The organism is Clostridium sp. AF22-10 (genome assembly GCF_003478725.1).
Classification (GTDB): domain Bacteria; phylum Bacillota; class Clostridia; order Lachnospirales; family Lachnospiraceae; genus Otoolea; species Otoolea fessa.
Genome location: NZ_QUFZ01000003.1, coordinates 224,337 through 246,077, shown reverse-complemented (window position 1 = coordinate 246,077; position 21,741 = coordinate 224,337). Strand labels below are relative to the sequence as shown.

Annotated in this window: 22 protein-coding genes and 2 pseudogenes; 23 read left to right on the top strand and 1 reads right to left on the bottom strand. The window is 48.0% G+C overall.

The features are described 5' to 3' along the window. From DWX91_RS16540 to DWX91_RS03690, 12 genes and pseudogenes are all read left to right on the top strand, one after another. Nucleotides 1-284 (top strand): annotated as a pseudogene (locus DWX91_RS16540) (hypothetical protein); the annotation flags it as partial. A gap of 12 nt (nucleotides 285-296) precedes the next feature. Further along, a complete protein-coding gene (locus tag DWX91_RS03745) occupies nucleotides 297-998 on the top strand; it encodes a BppU family phage baseplate upper protein (protein WP_118538294.1) in 702 nt (233 codons plus the stop codon). A gap of 24 nt (nucleotides 999-1,022) precedes the next feature. Continuing rightward, entirely contained in the window at nucleotides 1,023-1,472 is a 450-nt protein-coding gene (locus tag DWX91_RS03740; protein WP_147354381.1) for a hypothetical protein, read from the top strand. Then, nucleotides 1,465-2,562, top strand: coding sequence for an SUMF1/EgtB/PvdO family nonheme iron enzyme (locus DWX91_RS03735; RefSeq protein WP_118538290.1), 1,098 nt, complete (start codon nucleotides 1,465-1,467; stop codon nucleotides 2,560-2,562). Before DWX91_RS03740 ends, DWX91_RS03735 begins: the two co-directional genes overlap by 8 nt. Nucleotides 2,563-3,335: 773 nt before the next feature. After that, nucleotides 3,336-4,388, top strand: a complete 1,053-nt coding sequence (locus tag DWX91_RS03725; RefSeq protein ID WP_118538288.1) for a reverse transcriptase/maturase family protein — start codon at nucleotides 3,336-3,338, stop codon at nucleotides 4,386-4,388. Then, entirely contained in the window at nucleotides 4,363-4,626 is a 264-nt protein-coding gene (locus tag DWX91_RS03720; RefSeq protein WP_118538286.1) for a hypothetical protein, read from the top strand. Before DWX91_RS03725 ends, DWX91_RS03720 begins: the two co-directional genes overlap by 26 nt. Nucleotides 4,627-4,643: 17 nt before the next feature. Next, nucleotides 4,644-4,880: a hypothetical protein gene (locus DWX91_RS03715; RefSeq protein ID WP_154314738.1), complete on the top strand. Its 237-nt coding sequence runs from the start codon at nucleotides 4,644-4,646 to the stop codon at nucleotides 4,878-4,880. Further along, entirely contained in the window at nucleotides 4,877-5,233 is a 357-nt protein-coding gene (locus DWX91_RS03710; protein ID WP_118510351.1) for a hypothetical protein, read from the top strand. Before DWX91_RS03715 ends, DWX91_RS03710 begins: the two co-directional genes overlap by 4 nt. Before the next feature lie 11 nt (nucleotides 5,234-5,244). Further along, nucleotides 5,245-5,661, top strand: a complete 417-nt coding sequence (locus DWX91_RS03705) for a phage holin, LLH family (protein WP_118510353.1) — start codon at nucleotides 5,245-5,247, stop codon at nucleotides 5,659-5,661. Between the two features lie 5 nt (nucleotides 5,662-5,666). After that, the gene (locus DWX91_RS03700; protein WP_118538284.1) at nucleotides 5,667-6,458 is read left to right on the top strand and encodes an N-acetylmuramoyl-L-alanine amidase; all 792 of its coding nucleotides are present in this window, start codon (nucleotides 5,667-5,669) and stop codon (nucleotides 6,456-6,458) included. 12 nt (nucleotides 6,459-6,470) lie between these two features. Then, a complete protein-coding gene (locus DWX91_RS03695; RefSeq protein WP_118538282.1) occupies nucleotides 6,471-7,208 on the top strand; it encodes a glucosaminidase domain-containing protein in 738 nt (245 codons plus the stop codon). A 355-nt stretch (nucleotides 7,209-7,563) separates the two neighbouring features. Then, on the top strand, nucleotides 7,564-7,887 hold the full coding sequence (locus DWX91_RS03690) for a DUF3870 domain-containing protein (RefSeq protein ID WP_118472103.1): 324 nt from the start codon (nucleotides 7,564-7,566) through the stop codon (nucleotides 7,885-7,887). Nucleotides 7,888-8,177: 290 nt separating this feature from the next. Here DWX91_RS03690 and DWX91_RS03685 read toward each other — a convergent pair. Continuing rightward, nucleotides 8,178-9,583: pseudogene (locus DWX91_RS03685) on the bottom strand (amidophosphoribosyltransferase). A 449-nt stretch (nucleotides 9,584-10,032) separates the two neighbouring features. On the opposite strand from DWX91_RS03685, the gene DWX91_RS03680 reads away from it, so the two are divergent. The 11 genes from DWX91_RS03680 to DWX91_RS03625 all read left to right on the top strand — a co-directional run bounded on the left by DWX91_RS03680 (nucleotide 10,033) and on the right by DWX91_RS03625 (nucleotide 21,734). Beyond that, entirely contained in the window at nucleotides 10,033-10,983 is a 951-nt protein-coding gene (locus tag DWX91_RS03680) for a polysaccharide deacetylase family protein (protein WP_107000344.1), read from the top strand. A 71-nt stretch (nucleotides 10,984-11,054) separates the two neighbouring features. Continuing rightward, nucleotides 11,055-11,945: a S8 family peptidase gene (locus tag DWX91_RS03675; protein WP_022359678.1), complete on the top strand. Its 891-nt coding sequence runs from the start codon at nucleotides 11,055-11,057 to the stop codon at nucleotides 11,943-11,945. 360 nt (nucleotides 11,946-12,305) lie between these two features. Further along, the gene (gene recA, locus DWX91_RS03670; RefSeq protein ID WP_022359677.1) at nucleotides 12,306-13,382 is read left to right on the top strand and encodes a recombinase RecA; all 1,077 of its coding nucleotides are present in this window, start codon (nucleotides 12,306-12,308) and stop codon (nucleotides 13,380-13,382) included. 65 nt (nucleotides 13,383-13,447) lie between these two features. Further along, nucleotides 13,448-14,086, top strand: a complete 639-nt coding sequence (locus DWX91_RS03665) for a regulatory protein RecX (RefSeq protein WP_207664027.1) — start codon at nucleotides 13,448-13,450, stop codon at nucleotides 14,084-14,086. 220 nt (nucleotides 14,087-14,306) lie between these two features. Then, the gene (gene rny, locus DWX91_RS03660; protein WP_107000340.1) at nucleotides 14,307-15,854 is read left to right on the top strand and encodes a ribonuclease Y; all 1,548 of its coding nucleotides are present in this window, start codon (nucleotides 14,307-14,309) and stop codon (nucleotides 15,852-15,854) included. A gap of 596 nt (nucleotides 15,855-16,450) precedes the next feature. After that, nucleotides 16,451-17,248 carry a pyrroline-5-carboxylate reductase gene (gene proC, locus DWX91_RS03650; protein ID WP_022359673.1) on the top strand — a complete coding sequence of 266 codons (798 nt, stop codon included), beginning with the start codon at nucleotides 16,451-16,453 and terminating at the stop codon, nucleotides 17,246-17,248. A gap of 55 nt (nucleotides 17,249-17,303) precedes the next feature. After that, nucleotides 17,304-17,876, top strand: a complete 573-nt coding sequence (locus DWX91_RS03645) for an NUDIX hydrolase (RefSeq protein WP_118472100.1) — start codon at nucleotides 17,304-17,306, stop codon at nucleotides 17,874-17,876. Between the two features lie 213 nt (nucleotides 17,877-18,089). Next, nucleotides 18,090-18,650 (top strand): hypothetical protein, encoded by a 561-nt coding sequence (locus tag DWX91_RS03640; protein WP_147354380.1) that lies wholly within the window; start codon nucleotides 18,090-18,092, stop codon nucleotides 18,648-18,650. Nucleotides 18,651-18,966: 316 nt separating this feature from the next. After that, nucleotides 18,967-19,860, top strand: a complete 894-nt coding sequence (gene xerA, locus DWX91_RS03635; RefSeq protein ID WP_333549083.1) for a site-specific tyrosine recombinase/integron integrase — start codon at nucleotides 18,967-18,969, stop codon at nucleotides 19,858-19,860. A 135-nt stretch (nucleotides 19,861-19,995) separates the two neighbouring features. Then, complete coding sequence (larA, locus tag DWX91_RS03630; protein ID WP_118472099.1) at nucleotides 19,996-21,321, top strand: nickel-dependent lactate racemase; 1,326 nt, start codon at nucleotides 19,996-19,998, stop codon at nucleotides 21,319-21,321. A 32-nt stretch (nucleotides 21,322-21,353) separates the two neighbouring features. Next, on the top strand, nucleotides 21,354-21,734 hold the full coding sequence (locus DWX91_RS03625; RefSeq protein WP_243098957.1) for a sodium:solute symporter family transporter: 381 nt from the start codon (nucleotides 21,354-21,356) through the stop codon (nucleotides 21,732-21,734). Nucleotides 21,735-21,741 lie beyond the last annotated feature (7 nt).

Sequence of the window (21,741 nt, the reverse complement as noted above, 5' to 3'; positions counted from 1 at the left end):
AGACGGCAGCCGGGACGGCGGCAAAACAGGCACAGGCAGCAGCCAGCGCCAGGGGAGCGGCGGAAACAGCCCAGGGAAAAGCAGAGACGGCAGCCGGGACAGCCAGTACGAAGGCACAGGAAGCCCAGACAGCGGCGGAAACGGCAGCAGCCGGGGGCGAAAATGCACAACACTATTACGAATTAACTAAGGAACTATACGACAATGCAAGCATACAGGCGGGACAAAGTAGCGAAGCCTGGTTAGACTTGTCTTATGTAAATAATTGCTATTTGAGCGAGTAAGGACGGTGCAAAGTGGTAGTAGGAAGGCTAGTATTTGACTTCGCCCGTCACAGCGTAGAAAAGACTATAAGGGTTAAACAGTTTGATAGTGAAACGCGAAACCTGTTAGTAGTGCTGCTGAATGACGGCGAACCTTACGAAATGCCGGAAGGGGCAATAGTAAGGATTGAGTGTAGGAAGTCCGACGGGGAAGAAATCTTAAACGATTGTACTTACGTCGAAAATCTGATAACAGCAGAGATTACCGAACAAATGACAGCCGCCGCCGGATATGCAGAGTGCGCTATAAGCGTCTACGAAAAGGAAAGCTATATAGCTTCCTGGACTTTTAATATAAAGGTAGATACGGCGGTAATCGTAGGCGATAAGATAGCCAGTACGATAGAGTACAAGGCAATCATAAACGCATTACAAGAAGTGGAAAAATCAAAAGATACCGTAGAAGAAGCGACTATTTTAGCTGCTACAGCTATGAAAACGGCAAACGATACTATAGGAATCGCGAACCAGGTAAAAGAAGAAGCTACAGCAGCGGCAGCAGCGAGCCAGGAAGCCGTAAAGGTTGCAACGGCAGCAGCAGCCAAGGCGGAAAATTACAAAGGACTAATAGAAGACATTTATAACAATATTGATAAGCTTAACGATTTTGCGGAAGAAGCGTGGTTAGATAAATCATACTTAGGAAGCGGGTACTTAAGCAAAACAACGGAATAAGGAAGGCGGGAGATTATGCGTAATATGCCTAAAGTAATCGGCACAGGGAAAGACATTTATAACCTGTTAGGAATGGTACAGGCTGGCACACTGGAAGCAGCAGAGTTAAGAGAAGTGATTAACGGAATCGAAGAAGAAAAATATATCTTTGTTCCAGTGGTCGAAATTTCAGAGGACAAAAGATACATTACTACTAACTATCTGGCAGAAGCGAAAAAGGGCGCTAAGGTATTGTGCGAAGGCAAAGAATACACAATTAAAAGCGTAGAGCATGTAGCGGTTGAGCAGCAGAGCCAGGAAGAAGACACGGGAGAAGCAAAAGAGGAAAAGAAGACGGTAATAGGAGTTAACGACGACCTGGAAACAACAGCAGAAAAAGTAGGGGTAGAAAGCCCGGTAAATATCTTAGACACTTTGGGAATTACCCAGGGAGAATTAGACAGTATCAAAGGAGTGTTAGCAAGATATGAGTAGATTTTTAAGTAATGATTTTATTAACAAAGACCCGAGGGCAAAACTTACGGTTGCGAAAATGGCAAATATTGGCGACCTGGTAACACCTTCGGCGGAATATTTAACCGCTTCCGGGCTTACGTCACTTACGGTAACGGCTGGGTGTGTGGTTACGGTCGGAAGTACAGGAGTATTTAAAACGGACGCTACAGTACTTAGTACCGGAAACCTGGACGCTGGTAGTGCGTTTGTGGTGGGAAAAGATTACTATGTTTATATTTGCGACCCAGGCAGCGAAGACCTGGACGAAGTATACAAAATCAGTCTTAACAGTACATACCCGGACGGCTACAATGCAGAGACAAGCCGTAAAATCGGCGGTTTCCATTATGGAAGGGTAAGACGGGTAAGTAGTAAGCTTATTCCTATCAATACTGCCGGAGCGGAGAAAGGCAGCGGCTGGGAATCTAATGTAGCGTCCGGTATCGTTCCGCGTTCTGTATGGACGTTAAAGCACCGCCCGAAATGCAGCCCGGAAGGCATGGTATACGCTGGTGGCGGCTTGTGGGTGGATATTTACTTAGCGTCCAGCAATGGAGTAGGCGGCGTGAAATCAGCGTACAATGCAACACCGCTTACAGGAACGGAAGGACATAATAGCTATGACTTTATCGACCTGGGCTTAAAATCCGGTAAGCGCTTGTTATCTTATTCGGAATGGCAGCAAGCAGCATACGGCAGCCCACAGGGAGCAGACGGCAATAATACGAACGCCTGGGCGGCTACAACGAATACCGCCAGAACTACGACGGGTAAAGTAGTTAATGCTGTATCTGCTATCGGTTGCGTAGATTGCGTAGGTAATGTGTGGGAATGGCTGGACGAATTAAGCTACAGATACGACGGTACACAGTCCTGGAGCTGGAAGGACGTATTAGGCACTGGAAACGGACAGGCATACACAGAAGGAACTTACGGACTTGTTCGCCTTCTCGCGGGCGGCGGATGGAGCTACGGCGTTCACGCTGGCTGCCGCGCTGTTAACTGTTGCCATTACCCCTGGAATGTCCACGCTGCCATTGGCGCGCGCTTCGGCTGTGACAGTCTGTAATCTGTTTTGTGCGGGCGGAAGCCCGCACACGCGGTAAAAATTTAAGGTAAATTTCCAGGATATAGGAAACAATGAGGAACGGCGACACAAAACAAAATAGCTGTGATATAATCGCGAATCAGAGGAAGGGCGATTATATGAAAAGCAATTTAGAGATACAAGAAAAGCTGTATGATTTTATAAAGTACATATACCCGGTGCTAAGACAATATCCGAAAAGTGAAAAGTTTTCGCTACAGAAAGATACTAAAAATTGTATCATGGATATTTTACGGTACATCATTAGAGCCGGGAAAAGCACGACGAAGAAAAAGCTTTTATACGACGCGGACGTAGAATTAGTGATTTTACGGTATTATATCAGAATTGCCTACGACCAGGAGTACATAAGCGGGCATACATACGGAGTAGCCGCGAAAAAGCTAACAGAAATAGGAAAAATGTTAGGCGGCTTCATTAAATCAGTACAAAATTAGGAATATGGGCTATACGTTGCTTCGCCTTATCGCGGGCGGCAGATGGAACAACGGCGTTAACGCTGGCTGCCGCGCTGTTAACTGTAACAATTACCCCTGGAATGTCAACGCTAACATTGGCGCGCGCTTCGGCTGTGACTTATGGACTTTTCAGACTTAGCAAGCTACGGCTTACTAGCAAGGACTATTTACATATAGTCAGAACGTATAGCCCGTCCTGGGACTACCAGGCAAACATAAAAAAGGACGCTTCCGGTTAGTAGCGAGAGCGAAGGGCGGAAGCAGAAACGGCAGAAGATGAAAAGAAGTAACATAGGAATAAAGGATATAGCGACCTTTGAAAATGCAGAAGACGCATACAGAAAGGCGCGAAAGTGCAAAAGATACCGGGAAGAAGTGCTAAGGTTCACGGATAACCTGGAAGAAGAATTATACGACCTGGTGGCAGACCTGGAAGCCGGAACATACCGACAAGGGGAAGCCCGGCGCTTTGTAGTGTATGAACCGAAGAAGCGGGACATATACGCGCTACCATTTAGAGACAGAGTAGCGCAGCACATGATAAACAATAAAATAGAACCGATTGTAGAAAGACGGTTTTATTATCATAGCTACGCCTGTAGAACGGATAAGGGTATGCACAAAGCGGCAGATTACGCCCAGGAGTGCATAAGAAACCTATCTTTTGAAGGAAAACAGGTTTATATATTAAAAGCGGATATACACAAATATTTCAATAGTGTAGACCACGAAGTATTAAAGCAAATATTAGGCGGGATTTTCAAAGATAAAGACCTATTAAAGCTGCTTTACTATATTATCGACAGCTACGGGGAAGACGGGCGAGGGCTTCCGGTGGGAAACCTATTAAGCCAGCTTTTCGCAAACCTGGTATTAAATGAATTAGATAACTTCGTAAAGCACGAATTGAAGGAAGATAAGTATAAACGCTACATGGATGATTTTGCAATAGCACACAATAGCCGGGAACACCTGGCGGAAGTGTTACAAAAGATAGACGCATTTTTAGGCGAGCGGCTTAAGCTTACCTTAAATCCGAAAACGCAGATAATCAACGCTAAGAATGGCTTTGATTTTTGCGGGTATCGTATCTATAAGGATTACCGGAAGATAAGGAAGCGTAGCCCTAAGCACATGAGGGCAGCTATCAGAGCCTACAGAAGCGGAAAAATAACAAAAGAAAAGTTGCTTATGAAATATGCGAGTTGGGAAGGACACGCGAAACACGCGGACACTTACAGGCTACGCATGAAGATTAAAGGGCAAATAGAAGCAGAAATTAAGAAAAAGGAGTTAATAGGCAATGGCAGTATTACGCCGGATAATTAACAGAATCAGAAGCCAGAGGGAAGAAGGCGAAGTACAGGCTACGAACGTAGCACGTTACGACCTGGACGTAGTAGAGGTACAGAGCAGCATAATAGCAGACCTGGCAGAAGTAAATAGGCTGCTGCTGGAAGAATTAGAGAACTATAGGAGCATGGAAGACGAAGACAAGCAGTTACTAATGATGATAGAGGATATAAAAGAAGGTCGTGAAGACCTGGAACGGCTGTTAGAGCCGTAGGAAGGAGTTAGTAAGGCTTGAGTAGTGAATTTTGGATAGGTTTACTTATTCAGTTAGTTGTGTACGGGGTGTCTATCGGCGCGATATACGGGACGATTAAGACCAGACTTAATTATATCGAAGCAAAATTAGACAAACACAACAACGTAGTAGAAAGGGTGTACAAATTAGAAAAAGACCAGGCGGTACTTGATGAAAAACAGGAAGTAGCAAACCATAGAATTAAAGACCTGGAAGGTTTAAGCGCACAGTGAGAGCAAAGAAGCGGGAATTTAAGAAAAAGGTAGTTTTAAGCACTGGTTCAATATTTGTATGCACTTGCATAGTAGCCCTTATATTTTCATGGAACGAAAAGCCTACAGAAGTATTTACTTACATAATTCCGACAGCCGGGGGCGTGTTCGGCGCTGCTGTAATATGGTATCTGAAAGCGGTACAGCTTGAAAATGGTATAAAAATACAGCTAGGTATGATAAAAAAACTTATCGACCTGGGCGAAGAAAATCCGGCGGAAGAAATCAAAGAAAGAACCATACAAAAGATGAAGGATAAAACAGAAGCACTTATAGACGAAGCGTTAGAGCCAACGGAAATACAGAACTTTTAGAGGTGCGAAGTATGGAGATTTTGAAATTGATTCTTGAAAACTGGTTAATTTTCGTAATTGTGGTTGTTTTATTGGGGCTTACCGTATATGCGGTATTGCGTTTTTTGAAACTCACACCACAGCAGCAGTTAGATAAAATTAGAATCGCGCTGCTGTACATGGTTACGGAAGCGGAAAAGGAGTTAAAGAGAAAGACCGGACAGGTAAAAAGGGCTATGGTATGGGACTGGCTTGTAGAAAGATTCCCGATTATTACCCTGTTTATTACGGAAGAAAAATACGACGAACTGTTAGACGAAGCATTAGAGAAGTTTAAGAAAATGCTGGAATCAAACAGCAGCTTATACGACTATGTGTATAATACGGTTACGGTTTCGGATGAAGATACAGAAGACGACATTTTAAGAAAAATCACAGAGGGAGCATAAGAAACATGAAGATTTTACTTATTAGCGGACACGGAGCGGGCGACCCTGGCGCTGTATCACAGTTCGGAAAAGAAGCAGACGAGACTATTTACATGGTCGAGGAAATTAAGAAGACTTTGAGCGCATACGCCCAGGTAGATTTATACCCGACGGAAAGAAACGCGTACAAAGACGCAAAAGCCGGGAAGCTGGCGGTTAACTTCGGAAATTATAACTATGTACTGGAAGTCCATTTTAATTCCGGGGCAGCGGACGCTAGAGGAAACGGACAGACGACAGGTACGGAGATTTTTGTTACTACAGCAGAAAAGACCGTAGGGGTAGAAACGAAGATTGTACAGAGTATCGCAGCCCTGGGCTTTAAGAACCGCGGAGTTAAGAGAACGAATTTTACAGTAATCTACAGAGCGAAGGCGGCGGGCGTATCTTCCGCGCTGCTGGAAGTGTGCTTTATCGACGATAAGGACGATATGAGCGCATACGCAGCTAAAAAGACACAGATTGCAGCAGCCGTAGCTAATGCAATCGCTACACAGTTCGGGTTAAAGAAAGGCAGCCGGGAAGTGGGAAGTAGCCAGGCAGCAGCACCGGAAATTAAAACCGGAAGCGTTGTTACAATTAAGAGCGGCGCAGTATATGGCGGCTTATCTTCGACCAGAGGAAAAGCAGTCCCGGCGGCACAGTTGGGCGGCAAAAGACACACGGTAGACAAGGTACAGACAAATAAAGGAGTACAGGAAGCAAAGCTTAAGGAAATTAACAGCTGGGTAGCTGTAGCAAGCTTGACGGCTGTATAAGGGGGCTTCGATATGAATACAGAACAGAAAAACTTTATTAAAACAGTGGGCGCGCTTGCGTCCGCTGATATGAAGAAAAGCGGAGTACTGGCAAGCTTGACGACCGCCCAGGCAATCCTGGAAGCGGGGTGGGGAACAAATGGGCTTGCTACGGTAGGTAAAGCACTTTTTGGGATTAAGGCTACAAAATCCTGGAAGGGTAAGGTATATTGCAAAGATACAAAAGAATGTTACGACGGGGTAAACCTGGTAGAAGTAAAAAATACAGCCTTCCGCGCTTATGATACCTGGGAAGAATCCGTTACAGACCACAGCGCTTTTTTGAAAGCGAATAAGAGATATAAAGAAGTAATCGGGGAAACCGATTATAAGAAGGCTTGCTATGCTATTAAGACTGCCGAATATGCGACAGACCCGGACTATGCGGAAAAGCTTATTAAAATTATCGAACAGTATAACCTTACAGAGCTTGACAGAACAACAGAGAAGAAGGAAAACCAGGCAGCGGGAGCAGCCGGGGAAGACGATAAAAAGTACTACAGAGTACAGGCTGGGGCTTACCGGAGAAAGGAAGGCGCTAACCTTATGGCGGAGCAGATTAAGAAGACCGGACATACGGACGTATTCGTAAGACTGCTTAACGGACTTTACAAAGTACAGGTAGGCGCTTATACTAAAAAGGAAAATGCGGAAGCCACGGTAAAGAGACTAAAGGCGGCTGGTATCGTCTGCTTCATTACATACGCTTAAGCGGCACAAATAAGTAGAAAGTGTCAATAGTAACAGACTGGTAACTAACAAAACGACTTAGAAAGCCAGTAAAATAAGGGGCTACAGTTTCTATTGAGGAAGCTGCGAAGGCTGGGAAATTCTAAAAAATATTGATTTTTCAAGATCAGTCCGCAGCCATTCGGCATCCGTAAAAATAATGTGAGAGCGTTTAGTTTCTTCTGTTCCTTTTACGATGTATTGTAATCCTACATATTTTATATGGTTCCGAGGAAGCGTAGCTTGTACCTTTCCTAAGAACATGGTATCATAAAACCAGTATATGGATGAAACTGCTTTTATCAAGGTAGTTCCGAAGAAAAGGGGAAACGATATAATGTATAAGGATGATACCATTCTGGTGGTCGGTCAGGCGAAACCGAGCAAGGAGGACGCGATTTACAGCCTGCACGGCGAGTTTTATGTGAGTTTTGTGGTAGAACGGACGACGGGAAAGATTCTTGATCTGGAGTGTAATACGATTTTGTCGGTGACGCGCAATTTTGTTGTGTCGATGCTGCTTGGAAAGAGCTTGAAAACAGATTTGGACGAGATGCAGCAGAGCATCCGGGAAAGGTATTTTGCACTGACTCAGAAGCCGCTCATTGCCTGTCTGAAGGACGCACATAACCGTTATATGATGGTGACAGGGCAGAAGTGATGTGGGTATTGGCGGTGTGCTTGTATATACCATAAAGGCACGGTGCTGATAAAACGATGTTACTGTACACGGGTAGGCACTTTTGGAACCGAAAGTGCCGTAAGAAAACGTGGTGGCAGCAGGAATTTGCCGTATTTAAATGCGAAGCCACGGCAAATTCCGTTACTGGGCACGTATGCGTGTACAGTAACAAAACGATTGGCAGAGAATTAACAGAATAAAGATGGCAGCTCATCAGCAGAAATTGATGGGCTGCCATTTTGGTTATCATAGAAACGTATTCTACAACATTATTCTTTTCCGTTCCAGCAATACGTACACAGCTTGCACGGTTCCAGACCAATCGATTCGATTAAATCGTCGAGGCGGTGGAATTGCAGGGAGGTAAAGTTTAAGCGTTTACGGATTTCTTCGACCATTTCCTTATAATTCTGGCTGTCTGGGTTTGCATAATCATCCAGAAGCTCCGGGGAAACATTGTCGCCCTCACGGTCGCGGATGATGCGGCGTGTGATGAGGTCCAGCTCGGAATTGGAGCGGGAGAAGTTCAGATATTTACATCCAAACAGCAGCGGCGGACAAGCCGGACGGATATGTACTGCTTTGGCACCGCTCTGATACAGGAATTCGGTTGTTTCGCCGAGCTGGGTGCCGCGGACGATGGAATCGTCGATTAAGAGCAGGCTCTTGTCGCGGATCAGGCGTCTACCGGGATCAGCTTCATACGTGCGATCAGGTTTCTCTGGCTCTGGGTGGTCGGCATGAAGGAACGCGGCCAGGTTGGGGTATATTTAATGAATGGACGGGCAAATGGAATGCCGGATTCATTGGCGTAGCCGACTGCATGCGCGATACCGGAATCTGGGATGCCGGCTACCAGATCGGCGTCGGACTGATCGCGTTTGGCAAGCATACGACCGCAGTGGTACCGCATTTCCTCGACGTTGATTCCTTCGTAGCAGGAGGTCGGATAACCGTAGTAAACCCACAAGAAAGAACAGATTTTCATTTCCTTGCGAGCCGGGCTGAGTACCTCTACGCCATCGGCGTTCATGCGGACGATCTCGCCCGGCCCCAGTTCTTTGTAGTCCGTGTATCCAAGGTTGATGTATGCAAAGCTTTCAAAGGAAACACAGAACGCACCATCTTTGCGTCCGATGATCGCCGGGGTACGTCCGAGGCGGTCACGGGAGATATAGATGCCCTCCGGGGTCAGCAGGAGAATGGTCATGGAACCCTTGATTTTTTCCTGTGCCAGTTTCAGACCTTCAACAAGGGAATCTGCCTGACTGATGATGGCGCCGACCAGCTCGGTTGCATTGATCTTGCCGCCGCTCATTTCCATGAAATGAATATGCCCGTTCTTAAATGCTTCCTGAATCAGCTCTTTTTCATTATTGATCTTGCCGACTGTGGTGATGGCATAGCTTCCTAAGTGCGACTGAATTAACAGAGGCTGCGGTTCCATATCTGAGATACAGCCGATGCCCATGTTACCCTGCATTTCATCGACATCGTGCTCAAATTTTGTACGGAACGGGGAATTCTCGATATTGTGGATAGAACGGCTGAAACCGTTTTCTCCATAAACCGCCATACCACCGCGTCGTGTTCCCAGATGGGAATGATAGTCCGTACCAAAAAAAAGATCCAGTGTACAGTTTGTTTTTGATGTGACACCAAAAAATCCGCCCATTTGTTACTTCCTTTCAACTCTTTTGTCAATAAACTCCATGTGTTACGTTGCACGCGTTGTGATGCGTAACGACATCATTTTTATCATAGCATATATTAGGTGTATTACACAATATGAAATATTTATTAAAAATACTTATGAATATTCTTTGGAGCTGTTTACAGGCAGGCACATTTGGGATCGAAAGCGTCATAAGAGAACGTGGAGGCAGCAGGAATTTGCCGTATTTAAATGCGAAACCACGGCAAATTCCGTTACCGGGCACGTATGCGTGAACACTAACCTTGTCAGAAAAATGTAAGAAGTAAAATGGGGACGAAGTGTTCTTAATAAAGGACGAGTGTGATATAATAAAACCATTATACGTGAGCATTTAACATGGTCAGCTGTTCCAAATTGCATCGGAATGGCAGAAGAAAAAGAAAACAATTTGGAGGGTTTGGAGCGGTATGAGAAAAACATGGAAAATGAGAGCAGCAGCACTGTTACTTACGGCGGTCTGTACGGTAGGGGCGTCGTTTGCGGCGTATGCGGATGATGTGCCGTCCGGACCGGCATCGGATATGGAGCTGATTCAGAGGCGGGAGCAGGCGTCCGGTTCCCAGAATGAGGCGGGGGATGCACAGACGGCTGCTGGCAGCGAGAATCATGCTGGCGCAGCGGAAGGACAGCAGACAACAGAGAACCAGGAGACAGGAAATAACGGACAGACTGCTTCTGAGACACAGGGAACGGAGCAGGGGGACAGCCAGGTTCCGGATGGAATGGTAGCCAGCGGCGGTCGTTATATCGATCCGAATGCACCGATGGTGGCACTGACCTTTGATGATGGTCCGTATGCCCCGGTTGGAAACCGCATCATGGACTGCGCGGAGCAGTACGGCGGCCGTGTGACCTTTTATGTGGTCGGAAACCGTGTGAATTCCTATAAGAGTGAGATTCAGCGGATGTATGCCAATGGGCATGAGATTGGAAATCACACGCAGGATCACAAGTATCTCCAGAAGTTAGGCGCACAGGAGATTCGTCAGCAGGTGGAGGCCTGCAATCAGGCGGTTGCCGCGATCACAGGCGAGGCACCGAAAACAGTCCGTCTTCCGGGCGGTGGAAAAAACAGCACTGTGCTTGCCAATATCAGCCAGCCGATCGTACTCTGGAATGTGGATACGCTGGACTGGAAGACGCGCAATGCGGCTTCATCGGTGCAGACCGTGTTAAACCAGGTAAAAGATGGCTCGGTGGTTCTGATGCATGAGCTTTACAATGCTTCCGGTGACGCGGCAGTCACGATCATTCCGGCGCTTGTGGAGCGTGGCTATCAGCTGGTGACGGTCAGTGAGCTGGCGCAGTTCCGCGGTGGACTGGCAGGCGGAACCGTCTATTACAGCTTCCACAAATAAGAGGCTGCATTCACATACGGCGAAAGCCCCCATATTCTAACAGTAAGGGAAGAATATGGGGGCTTTTTCCTGTGAACCGGGCGAGAGAATGGATTCATTGCAATGAGGCGTACAGACGAGGACTGACAGGAAAAGGCGTCGGGGTGGCGATCCTGGACACAGGGGTATTTCTGCATCCGGATTTGGAAAATTGCGTTTACGGATTTCGGGATTTCCTTAAGAAAAAACAGCAGCCGTATGATGACAATGGGCATGGAACGCATGTGGCAGGGATGATTGCCGGCAGCGGCACGGCGTCGGCGGGACGCTATCAGGGTGTGGCGCCGGGGGCGCAGCTGGTCTGCCTGAAAGTGCTGGATCAGAGGGGAAATGGGTATGTATCGGATGTGCTGGCAGGGCTTCGCTGGGTGCGCCAGAATGGCAGCCAGTACGGGATCCGGATTATCAATATATCGGTTGGCTCCTTTACACCGAAGGGAATGAGCGAAGATTCGGCGCTGGTGCGCGGTGTCGATGCGGCGTGGGATGCCGGGTATGTGGTCGTGGTGGCAGCGGGAAATAATGGTCCAGCCGCGCACACGATCACAACGCCGGGGATTAGCCGGAAGGTCATCACGGTGGGATGTGCGGATGATGACCGGGAGGTAGAGGTGGCAGGCAGCCGGATGGTGGACTATTCGGGGCGGGGTCCGACGGACGCCTGTATCTGCAAGCCGGACATTGTGGCGCCTGGATCACGGATTGTGAGCTGTAACCTGCGGCGGAACGGGTACCGTTTTAAAAGCGGGACGTCCATGTCTACGCCGCTTGTCGCGGGGGCGGCGGCGCTTCTGCTGGAGCAGAACCCGGACATGACGAACCGGGATGTGAAGCTTCGCTTTAAAGAGCGGGCAGTGGATCTGGGGTTGCCGCGCAACCAACAGGGCTGGGGGGCGCTGGATATCGGGCGGCTGTTAGAGTAGAAGCGGGGCGGTGCCAGATGGCGTGTACAGGCAGGCATTTTTGCAACGGAAGGTTTTGTGTGAACAGTAATGGCGGCTAACTGTTCACAGGTAGGAATTTTCTGAACTGAAAATTCCGTACGATACAGTTCTGGCAGCAGCTTTTCTCGTCAAAATAATAGACAGAACCAGCCGGAAAATGATATAATTGTAGATACTTTGAATCGCAGAATCAGGTTATAGATCCGGCAGCATCCTGCAGTGCGTCCGGGGGAAAACCAAAAGAAAACAGTTGACATTTACAGCCGGATCCGCTATGATAGAGCTAAGTTTAGAACATTTGTTCGTGATTGGCCGCGGAGCGGCGCTTTGGAGGGAAAGATGAATAAAGAAGACAAGCTGAAAGCATTGGATGCTGCGTTGACACAGATTGAGAAAGCATACGGAAAAGGCTCAGTGATGAAGCTGGGTGATTCTGGTGCGAATATGAATATAGAGACGATTCCGACCGGCTCCTTGAGCCTGGATATTGCACTGGGACTGGGCGGTGTTCCGAAGGGACGAATCATCGAGGTATACGGACCTGAGTCCAGTGGTAAGACGACGGTTGCCCTGCATATGGTGGCAGAAGTACAGAAGAGAGGCGGTATCGCTGGATTTATCGATGCAGAGCACGCACTCGATCCGGCATATGCGAAGAAGATCGGTGTTGATATCGATAATCTGTATATCTCCCAGCCGGACAACGGCGAGCAGGCGCTTGAGATTACCGAGACGATGGTGCGCTCCGGTGCGATCGATATCGTGATTGTGGACTCGGTTGCCGCACTGGTTCCGAAGGCAGAGATTGACGGCGAGATGGGTGATTCCCACGTAGGTCTGCAGGCACGTCTGATGTCGCAGGCACTCAGAAAGCTGACCGCAGCAATCAGCCGTTCAAATTGTATCGTTATCTTTATCAACCAGTTGCGTGAGAAGGTTGGTATCATGTTCGGAAATCCGGAGGTTACGACCGGTGGACGGGCACTCAAGTTCTATTCTTCTGTCCGCATGGATGTCCGCCGAATTGAGTCTCTGAAGCAGGGCGGCGAAGTGATTGGAAACCGTGTCCGCATCAAGGTTGTGAAGAACAAGATTGCTCCGCCATTCCGTGAGGCAGAGTTTGATATCATGTTCGGAAAAGGTATTTCCCGTGAGGGCGATATCCTGGATCTGGCGGCGAAGGAGAACATCGTGGAGAAGAGCGGCGCCTGGTATGCTTATGAGGGCAGCAAGATCGGTCAGGGACGCGAGAACGCGAAGAATTTCCTGGCAGCAAATCCGGAAATCTGCCTTGAGATTGAGAACAAGGTACGTGTCAAATACGGACTTTCCGAAGACACGATGATGCCGGAGGCGTCCAAGGAAGCACCGACGGAGCTTCCGCCGGTAGGAGTGGACGCAGAGGACGAAAAATAGAGCAAAATCTTGTTACAGGGCACATATGTGTGAACAGTAACAGGAAAAGTTACAGCTGGCAGCGTGTGAACTGTAGCTATGAAAAGGGGCTGTATATGCGGATTGAACGCGTAGAATCCCTGGATAAGAGAAAGTGCAAAGTTTTCACGGATGAGGACTTTGCCTTTCTTTTATATAATGGGGAATTAGAAAAATACGGTGTCTGTGAGGGCGCGGTTTTGGAAAAAAGAACGGAGAGGGAGCTTTTGGATCTTTTAAGCCGCCGGGCACATGAGCGGGCGCTGAATCTTTTGAAGGTGCAGGACCGGACGGAAGGAGAAATGTGCCGCCGCCTTTTCCAGGACGGGTATCCGGATTCGATCGTGCAGGAGACGATTGGATTTTTGCAGGAATATCATTTTGTGGACGATGCCAGATATGCGGCGAATTACCTGCAGGTTCATGGAAAGCGGAAAAGCCAGGCGGAATTGAAGCTTTACCTGCAGCGAAAAGGCATATCGCGCGAGATCATCCGGGAGCAGCTGGAAGAGACAGAACATGATTCGGGCGAGGCAATCCGCGTCTTGCTTGAGAAGAAGCATTACAGGGCGGGAGAGACAGCGCCGGAGGAGAAAAAAAAGATCATTGCCTATCTGATGAGGCGGGGATTTTCATGGGAAGATATCCGGAGAGAGATGAAGGAGCAGGAGGATGCACTTGGTTGACTTTCAGGCGCAGAGTCATTTACCAAAGATAATTTTGAATGGATTCTGTTTCATGATTGTGAACGTGCAAATGTATTATAAAACAGAACAGAACGCTGTCTAAAGGTGTCCCAGGAAGCTGGTTAGGAAGCGCTTATTCTGCTTGACATACTGTATAAAACCGTTTAAAATTATAGTATTGTATTTTCGTACAATGAAAACTAAATAAGGAGGTGCTCCTGTGTCACAAGTAATAATTGCGGTTATCGTTACAGGTGTTATTGTAGCAGCTATTACTTGGGTCGTTGCGAACCAGCATCGCCAGAAGACATATGAGGCGAAGATTGGAAGCGCAGAAGAACGATCCAGGGAAATAATAGATGAAGCATTGAAAATTGCTGAGACAAAGAAGCGAGAAGCTCTCCTTGAAGCGAAGGAAGAGTCGTTAAAGACAAAGAATGAGCTTGAGAAAGAAACAAAGGAAAGAAGAGCTGAGCTTCAGCGCTATGAAAGACGTGTACTGAGCAAAGAAGAAAACCTGGACAAAAAAGCAGAAGCGATGGAAAAGCGTGAAGCGGGTATGAATGTCAAGGAGGAGGCACTCAAGAGAAAGACTGCGGAGGCAGAGGCTCTCTATGAGAAAGGTATGCTGGAACTGGAGAAGATCTCCGGTTTAACCTCTGAACAGGCAAAGGAATATCTGCTGCGTTCCGTGGAAGAAGATGTAAAGCATGATACGGCGAAGCTGATCAAAGATCTCGAGGCGAAAGCGAAAGAGGAAGCAGAGAAGAAAGCCAAGGATTATGTGGTGACAGCGATTCAGCGCTGTGCTGCGGATCATGTGGCTGAGACAACCGTATCAGTCGTACAGCTTCCGAATGATGAGATGAAGGGACGAATTATCGGACGTGAGGGAAGAAATATTCGTACACTGGAGACTCTGACGGGCGTGGAACTGATCATCGACGATACGCCGGAGGCAGTTGTCCTGTCTGGCTTCGATCCAATCCGGAGAGAGGTAGCGCGTATTGCACTGGAACGTCTGATTGTGGATGGACGGATTCATCCAGCCAGAATCGAAGAGATGGTAGAGAAGGCACAGAAAGAAGTGGAAAACATGATGCGCGAGGAGGGCGAAGCGGCTCTTCTGGAAGTTGGCATTCATGGTATCCATCCGGAACTTGTCAAGCTGCTTGGTAAGATGAAATTCCGGACAAGCTACGGTCAGAATGCATTGAAGCATTCGATTGAGGTTGCACAGTTAGCCGGACTTCTGGCGGCTGAGGTGGGCGTCGATGTACGGACCGCCAAACGTGCAGGTTTATTACATGATATTGGAAAGGCAGTCGATCACGAGCAGGAGGGAACCCACGTAGAACTGGGTGTGGCGCTCTGTAAGAAGTACAAAGAGTCCGCAACCGTTATCAATGCAGTGGAAGCCCATCACGGCGATGTAGAGCCACAGAGCTTGATTGCATGTCTGGTACAGGCAGCTGATACGATTTCAGCGGCACGTCCAGGTGCGAGACGAGAGACTCTGGAAACATATACCAACCGTCTGAAACAGCTGGAGGATATCACGAACTCCTATAAGGGTGTTGATAAATCCTACGCAATTCAGGCAGGTCGCGAGGTGCGTATCATGGTTGTACCGGAACAGGTCAGCGACGATGATATGGTTCTGATGGCGAGAGAGATTTCAAAGCGGATTCAGGAAGAGTTACAGTATCCGGGACAGATCAAGGTCAATGTAATCCGTGAATCGAGAGTTACCGAGTACGCCAAATAAAACCCGGCAGCAGGGCTGCATGGAGTAAACTTGAGCATGAAAATAAAAGTCTTATGGATGAAGATACATTACATTCATAAGACTTTTTTGTTTCATGGGAAATTGCGTCCTATGAAACAAAAAAACGCTCCGCGAGGATGCGCGCTCGCGCGAAGCAGAAACATGTCGCAAGCGACCGCGCGAGACGCCAGAATGTGCCAAGGCACATTCTTTACATCTTTTTTGAGAGAGAAAGAAATACAGAAAAATACAGGTTTTTTTCATGAAGCGGAAAACGGAAACTCTGTTTTTTGGACAGACTGAAAATTTGCATGAGCAGGGTAAAATAAAGGGTCGTGAGCGTGAAGGCAGGCGGAGAAATTTTGCTTGCAAACTGTCCAAAAGACGAGTATTATAGCATGATAGAGTTGAAAATAGTGATTATTTAGCAGCTTCATGCATTTATTGTGGCGTAATGGTAAGAAGATTGAACCGTTACCAAGATGCTGAATAGAAAGCCAGATGTGGCTGTTGGAAAGAGCAGCTGCAGTCAGACAACAAATGGAGGATCATCCGGCAGGGAAGTGCCGGATGGCAGATGGAGGGAGACAAAGATTATGGCGAAAATTGGTTTTATCGGAATGGGAAATATCGGCTATGCGATCATGCGAAGCCTGCTGAACAAATATAAAACGGAAGACATCACTTTTACGGATCTGAACCGCCGGAGAGTGGCACAGATAGAGAAAGAGACAGGTGTCAAGGCGGTTGACACAAACCAGGATTGTGCGGAAAATGCAAAATATATCGTATTAGCTATAAAACCGCAGTTTTATGACAATGTACTGGCAGATATCAAGGACCATGTAACGAAAGAAAATATTATTATTTCGATTGCACCGGGTATCACGATTGACAGTGTCAACGAGAAGCTGGGCGGTGACCGCCGTATCGTGCGTGCGATGCCGAACACGCCGGCGCTGATCGGCGAGGGTATGACAGGTGTCTGCTACGACAAGAAGCTGTTTGAAGAGACAGAAAAGCAGATGATCAGCAATTTCTTTGAATCTTTTGGTATGATGGAGATCGTTCCGGAATATATGATGAATGCGGTTGTATGTATCAGTTCCAGTGCACCGGCATACATCTATATGTTCATTGAGGCGCTGGCAGATGCGGGCGTTAAGTACGGCATGCCGCGAGATGTGGCTTACCGGATGGCGGCGCAGGGCGTTGTCGGCAGTGCGAAGATGGTACTCGAGACCGGCAAGCATCCGGGCGCACTCAAAGATGATGTCTGCTCGCCGGGCGGCACGACGATCTATGCGGTCAGCGTCCTGGAGGAGTATGGTTTGCGGAATGCGGTTATCAAGGCATGTGACGCATGCTATGAGAAGTGCATCGACCTGAAATAGTGAAAAAATGTTGAAAAAGAACCCAGAAGGAACCTGGATATAAGGGTGAGGAAATATGGAACAGAAAGTAGAAAATCAGGCATCGCTGGAGTCCGTGCCGGTCAAACGCCTGAAACGAGAGTTAAAATATCAGGGAACCATCTTGAAAATGTACGAAGATACCGTCGAGGTAAACGGACATCAGGCAAAATGGGATTTTATCCATCATGACGGCGCGGCAGCGGTGCTTCCGGTTACGGAGGATGGAAAGATTCTCATGGTGCGTCAGTATCGCAATGCGCTGGACCGCTATACACTGGAGATTCCGGCTGGTAAGCTGGATTCGCCGGATGAGGCGAAGATTGACTGCGCGTACCGCGAGCTGGAGGAGGAGACGGGCTACCGTTGTGACCATCTGGAATATCTGATGAGCGTCAACACAACGATCGCGTTCTGTGATGAGGCGCTGGATATTTTTCTGGCACGCGATCTCAAGAAAACCCATCAGCATCTTGACCCGGACGAGGAGATTGAGGTAGAGGCGTGGGAACTTTCCGACCTTTTGAAACGGATCTACGCAGGAGAACTGACGGATGGAAAGACTGTGTCCGCGATTCTGGCGTATGCCTGCAAAGCAGGACAGAAGTAAAAATAAGGATCAGCGAAGCACTGTAAGCATCTGTGATGAAATAAATATATGGATTAAACGCTGAAAGACGCATGAAGCTAACAGCATATAGAGGCAGATATAAAGGCATATTATAAAAAACACTGAATACAGATAAGGTAACAAAGGAATAGGCAGGGATTGCATGTGAAAAGGAGATTCCGGCTTCCGGCTTTAAGTACCTGGGATGTATCAGTGTTTTTTTGGATCCTTGGGATTGTATTGGGGACGATAGCAGCCGTTTGTTTTCAAATTTCGTCCGGGAGAGGACATGCCGGGCTGGAAAGTGTTCTGGCAGCGAGGCTTGGACAAGAAATTGGAGATCCATCGGGTGCCGGGTGGCATCTAAACGCCGGAATGAAGGCAGCCAGCCGGGGAACTTTGTTTTTTCAGGTCTGGCTGCAGCGGTCAGGGATGGCGCTGATGCTGTGGCTGGCAGGTATGACGCCGGTCGCATGCCTGGCTGCGTGGGGTGCTTGTCTCGTCTTAGGTCTGGAGCAGGCATGGCTGCTGGCAGGATTTACTGGCTGGGGCGGTTTTTGGGGACTGCCTGTATTTGTGGCGACGTTATTTCCACAGGTGGTGTTTTATATTCCTGTGTTCTGGCTGCTTCTTTCTTGGGCGCTTGCAAAGGAGAGGCGGATACGGACGGCTGGATTTTTAATCCTTTTATTGGTGCTGGGGATGGGAACTGCGCTGGAAGTGTGGCTGAATCCTGGTTTTGTATCATTACTGGTCTCACACTGCCCATTTTAATGGGGCTGTCCGAATAAAAATATAATTCAAAATTTACAACATATGGGGGTAAAAAAAGTGGACGCACCATATGTTGTATTTTTATGTAAATCAGTCGAAAAATGTAGGAAAAGTGGGGAAAATTATGTTTGATTTTATGGGAAAATGTAGATATAATGATACCTGCGGACGATAAAAGCCCTGTTTGTGGAGAAGAAGGTAAGTTGCAGATAGGGTGAGAAAACCTCAGGAGAATGGATGGTTTGGATGGAGAAATCGATAGGATTGTCGCGGAACGATATTTGCCCTGTAGGCTGGGGCTTTGGCAGAAAATGCCGTGAATAAAAGAATGGCGGAAATGGTTACGAGAATAGATTGGGGAAGTATGAGAGGGGAAGTAGACAGATTTGAACAGTACCTGCGGGAGGTAAAACAGGCATCGGAAAATACCGTACAGTCATATCGGAGAGATCTGATGCAGATGATTACTTATCTGGAGGAGAAAGAGATCCGGGAGGCGGCGAAGGTGACAAAGACCAGCCTGCATGGATATATTCTTCATATGGAAGAGCAGGGAAAGGCGGCTACCACCATTTCGCGGATGATGGCGGCGATGAAAGCGTTTTTTAATTATGAATGTATGCAGGCATGCATCCGGCGGAACCCGGCGGAAAGTCTGCATGCGCCGAAAGTGGAGAAAAAGGCGCCGGTGGTCCTGAGTGTCGATCAGGTATCAGCGCTTCTGGCACAGCCATCCGGGCAGACACCGAAGGAGATTCGGGACAAGGCGATGCTGGCTCTTTTATATGCGACCGGAATCCGGGTGTCAGAGCTTATAGGGATCCAGATGGAAGATATCAATATGAACATTGGATTTCTGGTCTGTCGCGACGGGGAGAGGGAGCGGACGATCCCATTTGGACGTTCGGCGAAAGCAGCGCTGGAGGAGTATTTGGAACATGCGAGAAACGAGCTGCTGCGTGGAAAGGGATCGGACTATTTCTTTGTCAACTGTACAGGCGGCGCGATGAGCCGGCAGGGATTCTGGAAGATTATCAAATATTACGGTGAGAAAGCCGGGATTGAGGAAGATATCACGCCGCACACGCTGCGCCATTCCTTTGCGGCGCACCTGATTGCGAGAGGTGCAGACATGCGGGCGGTTCAGACGATTCTTGGACATTCGGATATGGCGACGACGCAGATGTATGCGGCGTACCGGGAAGATTGAAAAATATCATATAAATTATAAAAATAAAGCACCTGTTTTGTGAAAGACTTGACAAAACAGGTGCTTTATTATGCGCTTTAGTGGTTTAAAGTGCAAACGTTTAACGCAGATGAGGAAATGTGAAGGAGAAAGACAATGGAGCAAGTACATTTAAAGTACGGAACGTCGGCGGTCGATTTTGAGGTTGACGGAGCGAAGAGTGTAAAATACCTGTATGAAAATAAGATGCGGGTCATTGAAGATATAAAAGCAGAATTTCTGCATTGTGTGACGGATGGTGTGATTGGCACGAAGCCGTTAAAGGAATTGATTGCACCGACCGATCCGGTTACGATCGTGATCAGTGATATGACGCGTTTCTGGATGCGTCAGGACGTGATCTGCGAGCTTCTGGTAAAATATCTGCACGATGAGATGGGCGTGGGATATGACCAGATTGCGGTTGTGGTTGCACTGGGAACACACCGCAAGAATACGGCGGAGGACCGCAGAAAACTTGCAAGCGAGTTTGTCTACGACCATGTAGCGAGCGTGACTGACCATGACTGTGATGCGTCGGATCTGGTATACATCGGTACGACGTCCTTCGGAACGCGTGTATCGGTCAATCCGCTGGCAGTCGGCAGAAAGGTCATCTGCATCGGCGGTACGGTGCACCATCTGATGGCAGGCTACGGCGGCGGAAGAAAGAGCATCGTTCCAGGTATTGCTTCCCGTGAGACGATCCGCATGAACCATGAGCGTGCGTTGGATCCGGAGAAACCGATGACGGATGTGCGTGTCGGCAGCGGTTTGGTGGAGAACAACCCGATCAATCTGGATATGCGCGAGGCAGGTGCCATGGTGCATGTTACGTTCGGTATCAATATCGTGGTAGATACGTCTTCCCGCCACAGCGGTTTATTCTGTGGTGAGTTTGACAAGGCATGGCAGGCAAGCTGCAGTTATGTACAGAAGGGATACGGACTGCCGATCGACTATCAGGCAGATGTCGTAATTGCAAGCTGCGGCGGTTTCCCGAAGGATCTGAATTTTTATCAGTCCACCAAGACGCTGTTTAACGCATCGAGAGCGGTCAAAGAGGGCGGTACACTCATTATGCTGGCGGAATGCCCGGAGGGAAGCGGTTCCAAGGATTTCTTCGACTGGATTAAGCCTTTCTCTAAGGGATGCCTGGATGAGGCACTGCGTGCGTCTTTCACCATCGGTGGCTATATTTTCTACGTAGCCTGCGAGTCCATCCGTCGTTCGAAGACGCTGCTTCTGTCTTCCATGGAGCCGGAGCTGGTTCGGGATATGGGCGTAAGATCGTTTAAAGATATGAAGGATCTGCTGGCAGAGGTAGACTTTAACGGAAAAGATGTATATGTAATTCCGTACGGCGGAAGCGTGCTCCCGCAGACAAAGGAAGCCTACGAGCGTATTTGCCGCGAGGCAGAGGAAAATGGAGGCGCGAAGTAATGAATATTCCGCTGCTAATTGTTATTTTATAGGTGCTTCTGCTGTTTGGCATCAGTATCTATGTGTCTTACAGCCAGAAAAAGGATTCAGAGAACTTCCTTTTATATAAAGGAAAAAATAATGCGTTTGTCGTGGCAGCTAGTATCGCGGGTCTGGCGATCGGCGGCGCTTCGACGATCGGTATCGCGGAGAACGCTTTTACCGTGGGGCTGTCGGCAGGCTGGTATGATACAGCATGGGCGATCGGCGCGGTTGTTTCTTCTATGCTGGCAGTCCGTTACCTGCGTAGAAGCCAGTACACGACCATCAGCGGTCTTGTAAGGGACCTCTATGGCACAAAGACGAAAATAGAAGAGCCAAAAATAGAAGAGTTTAAAGTAAAAAAGAACGTCAAACCCAAGCGAAAAACTTAGAATTTGA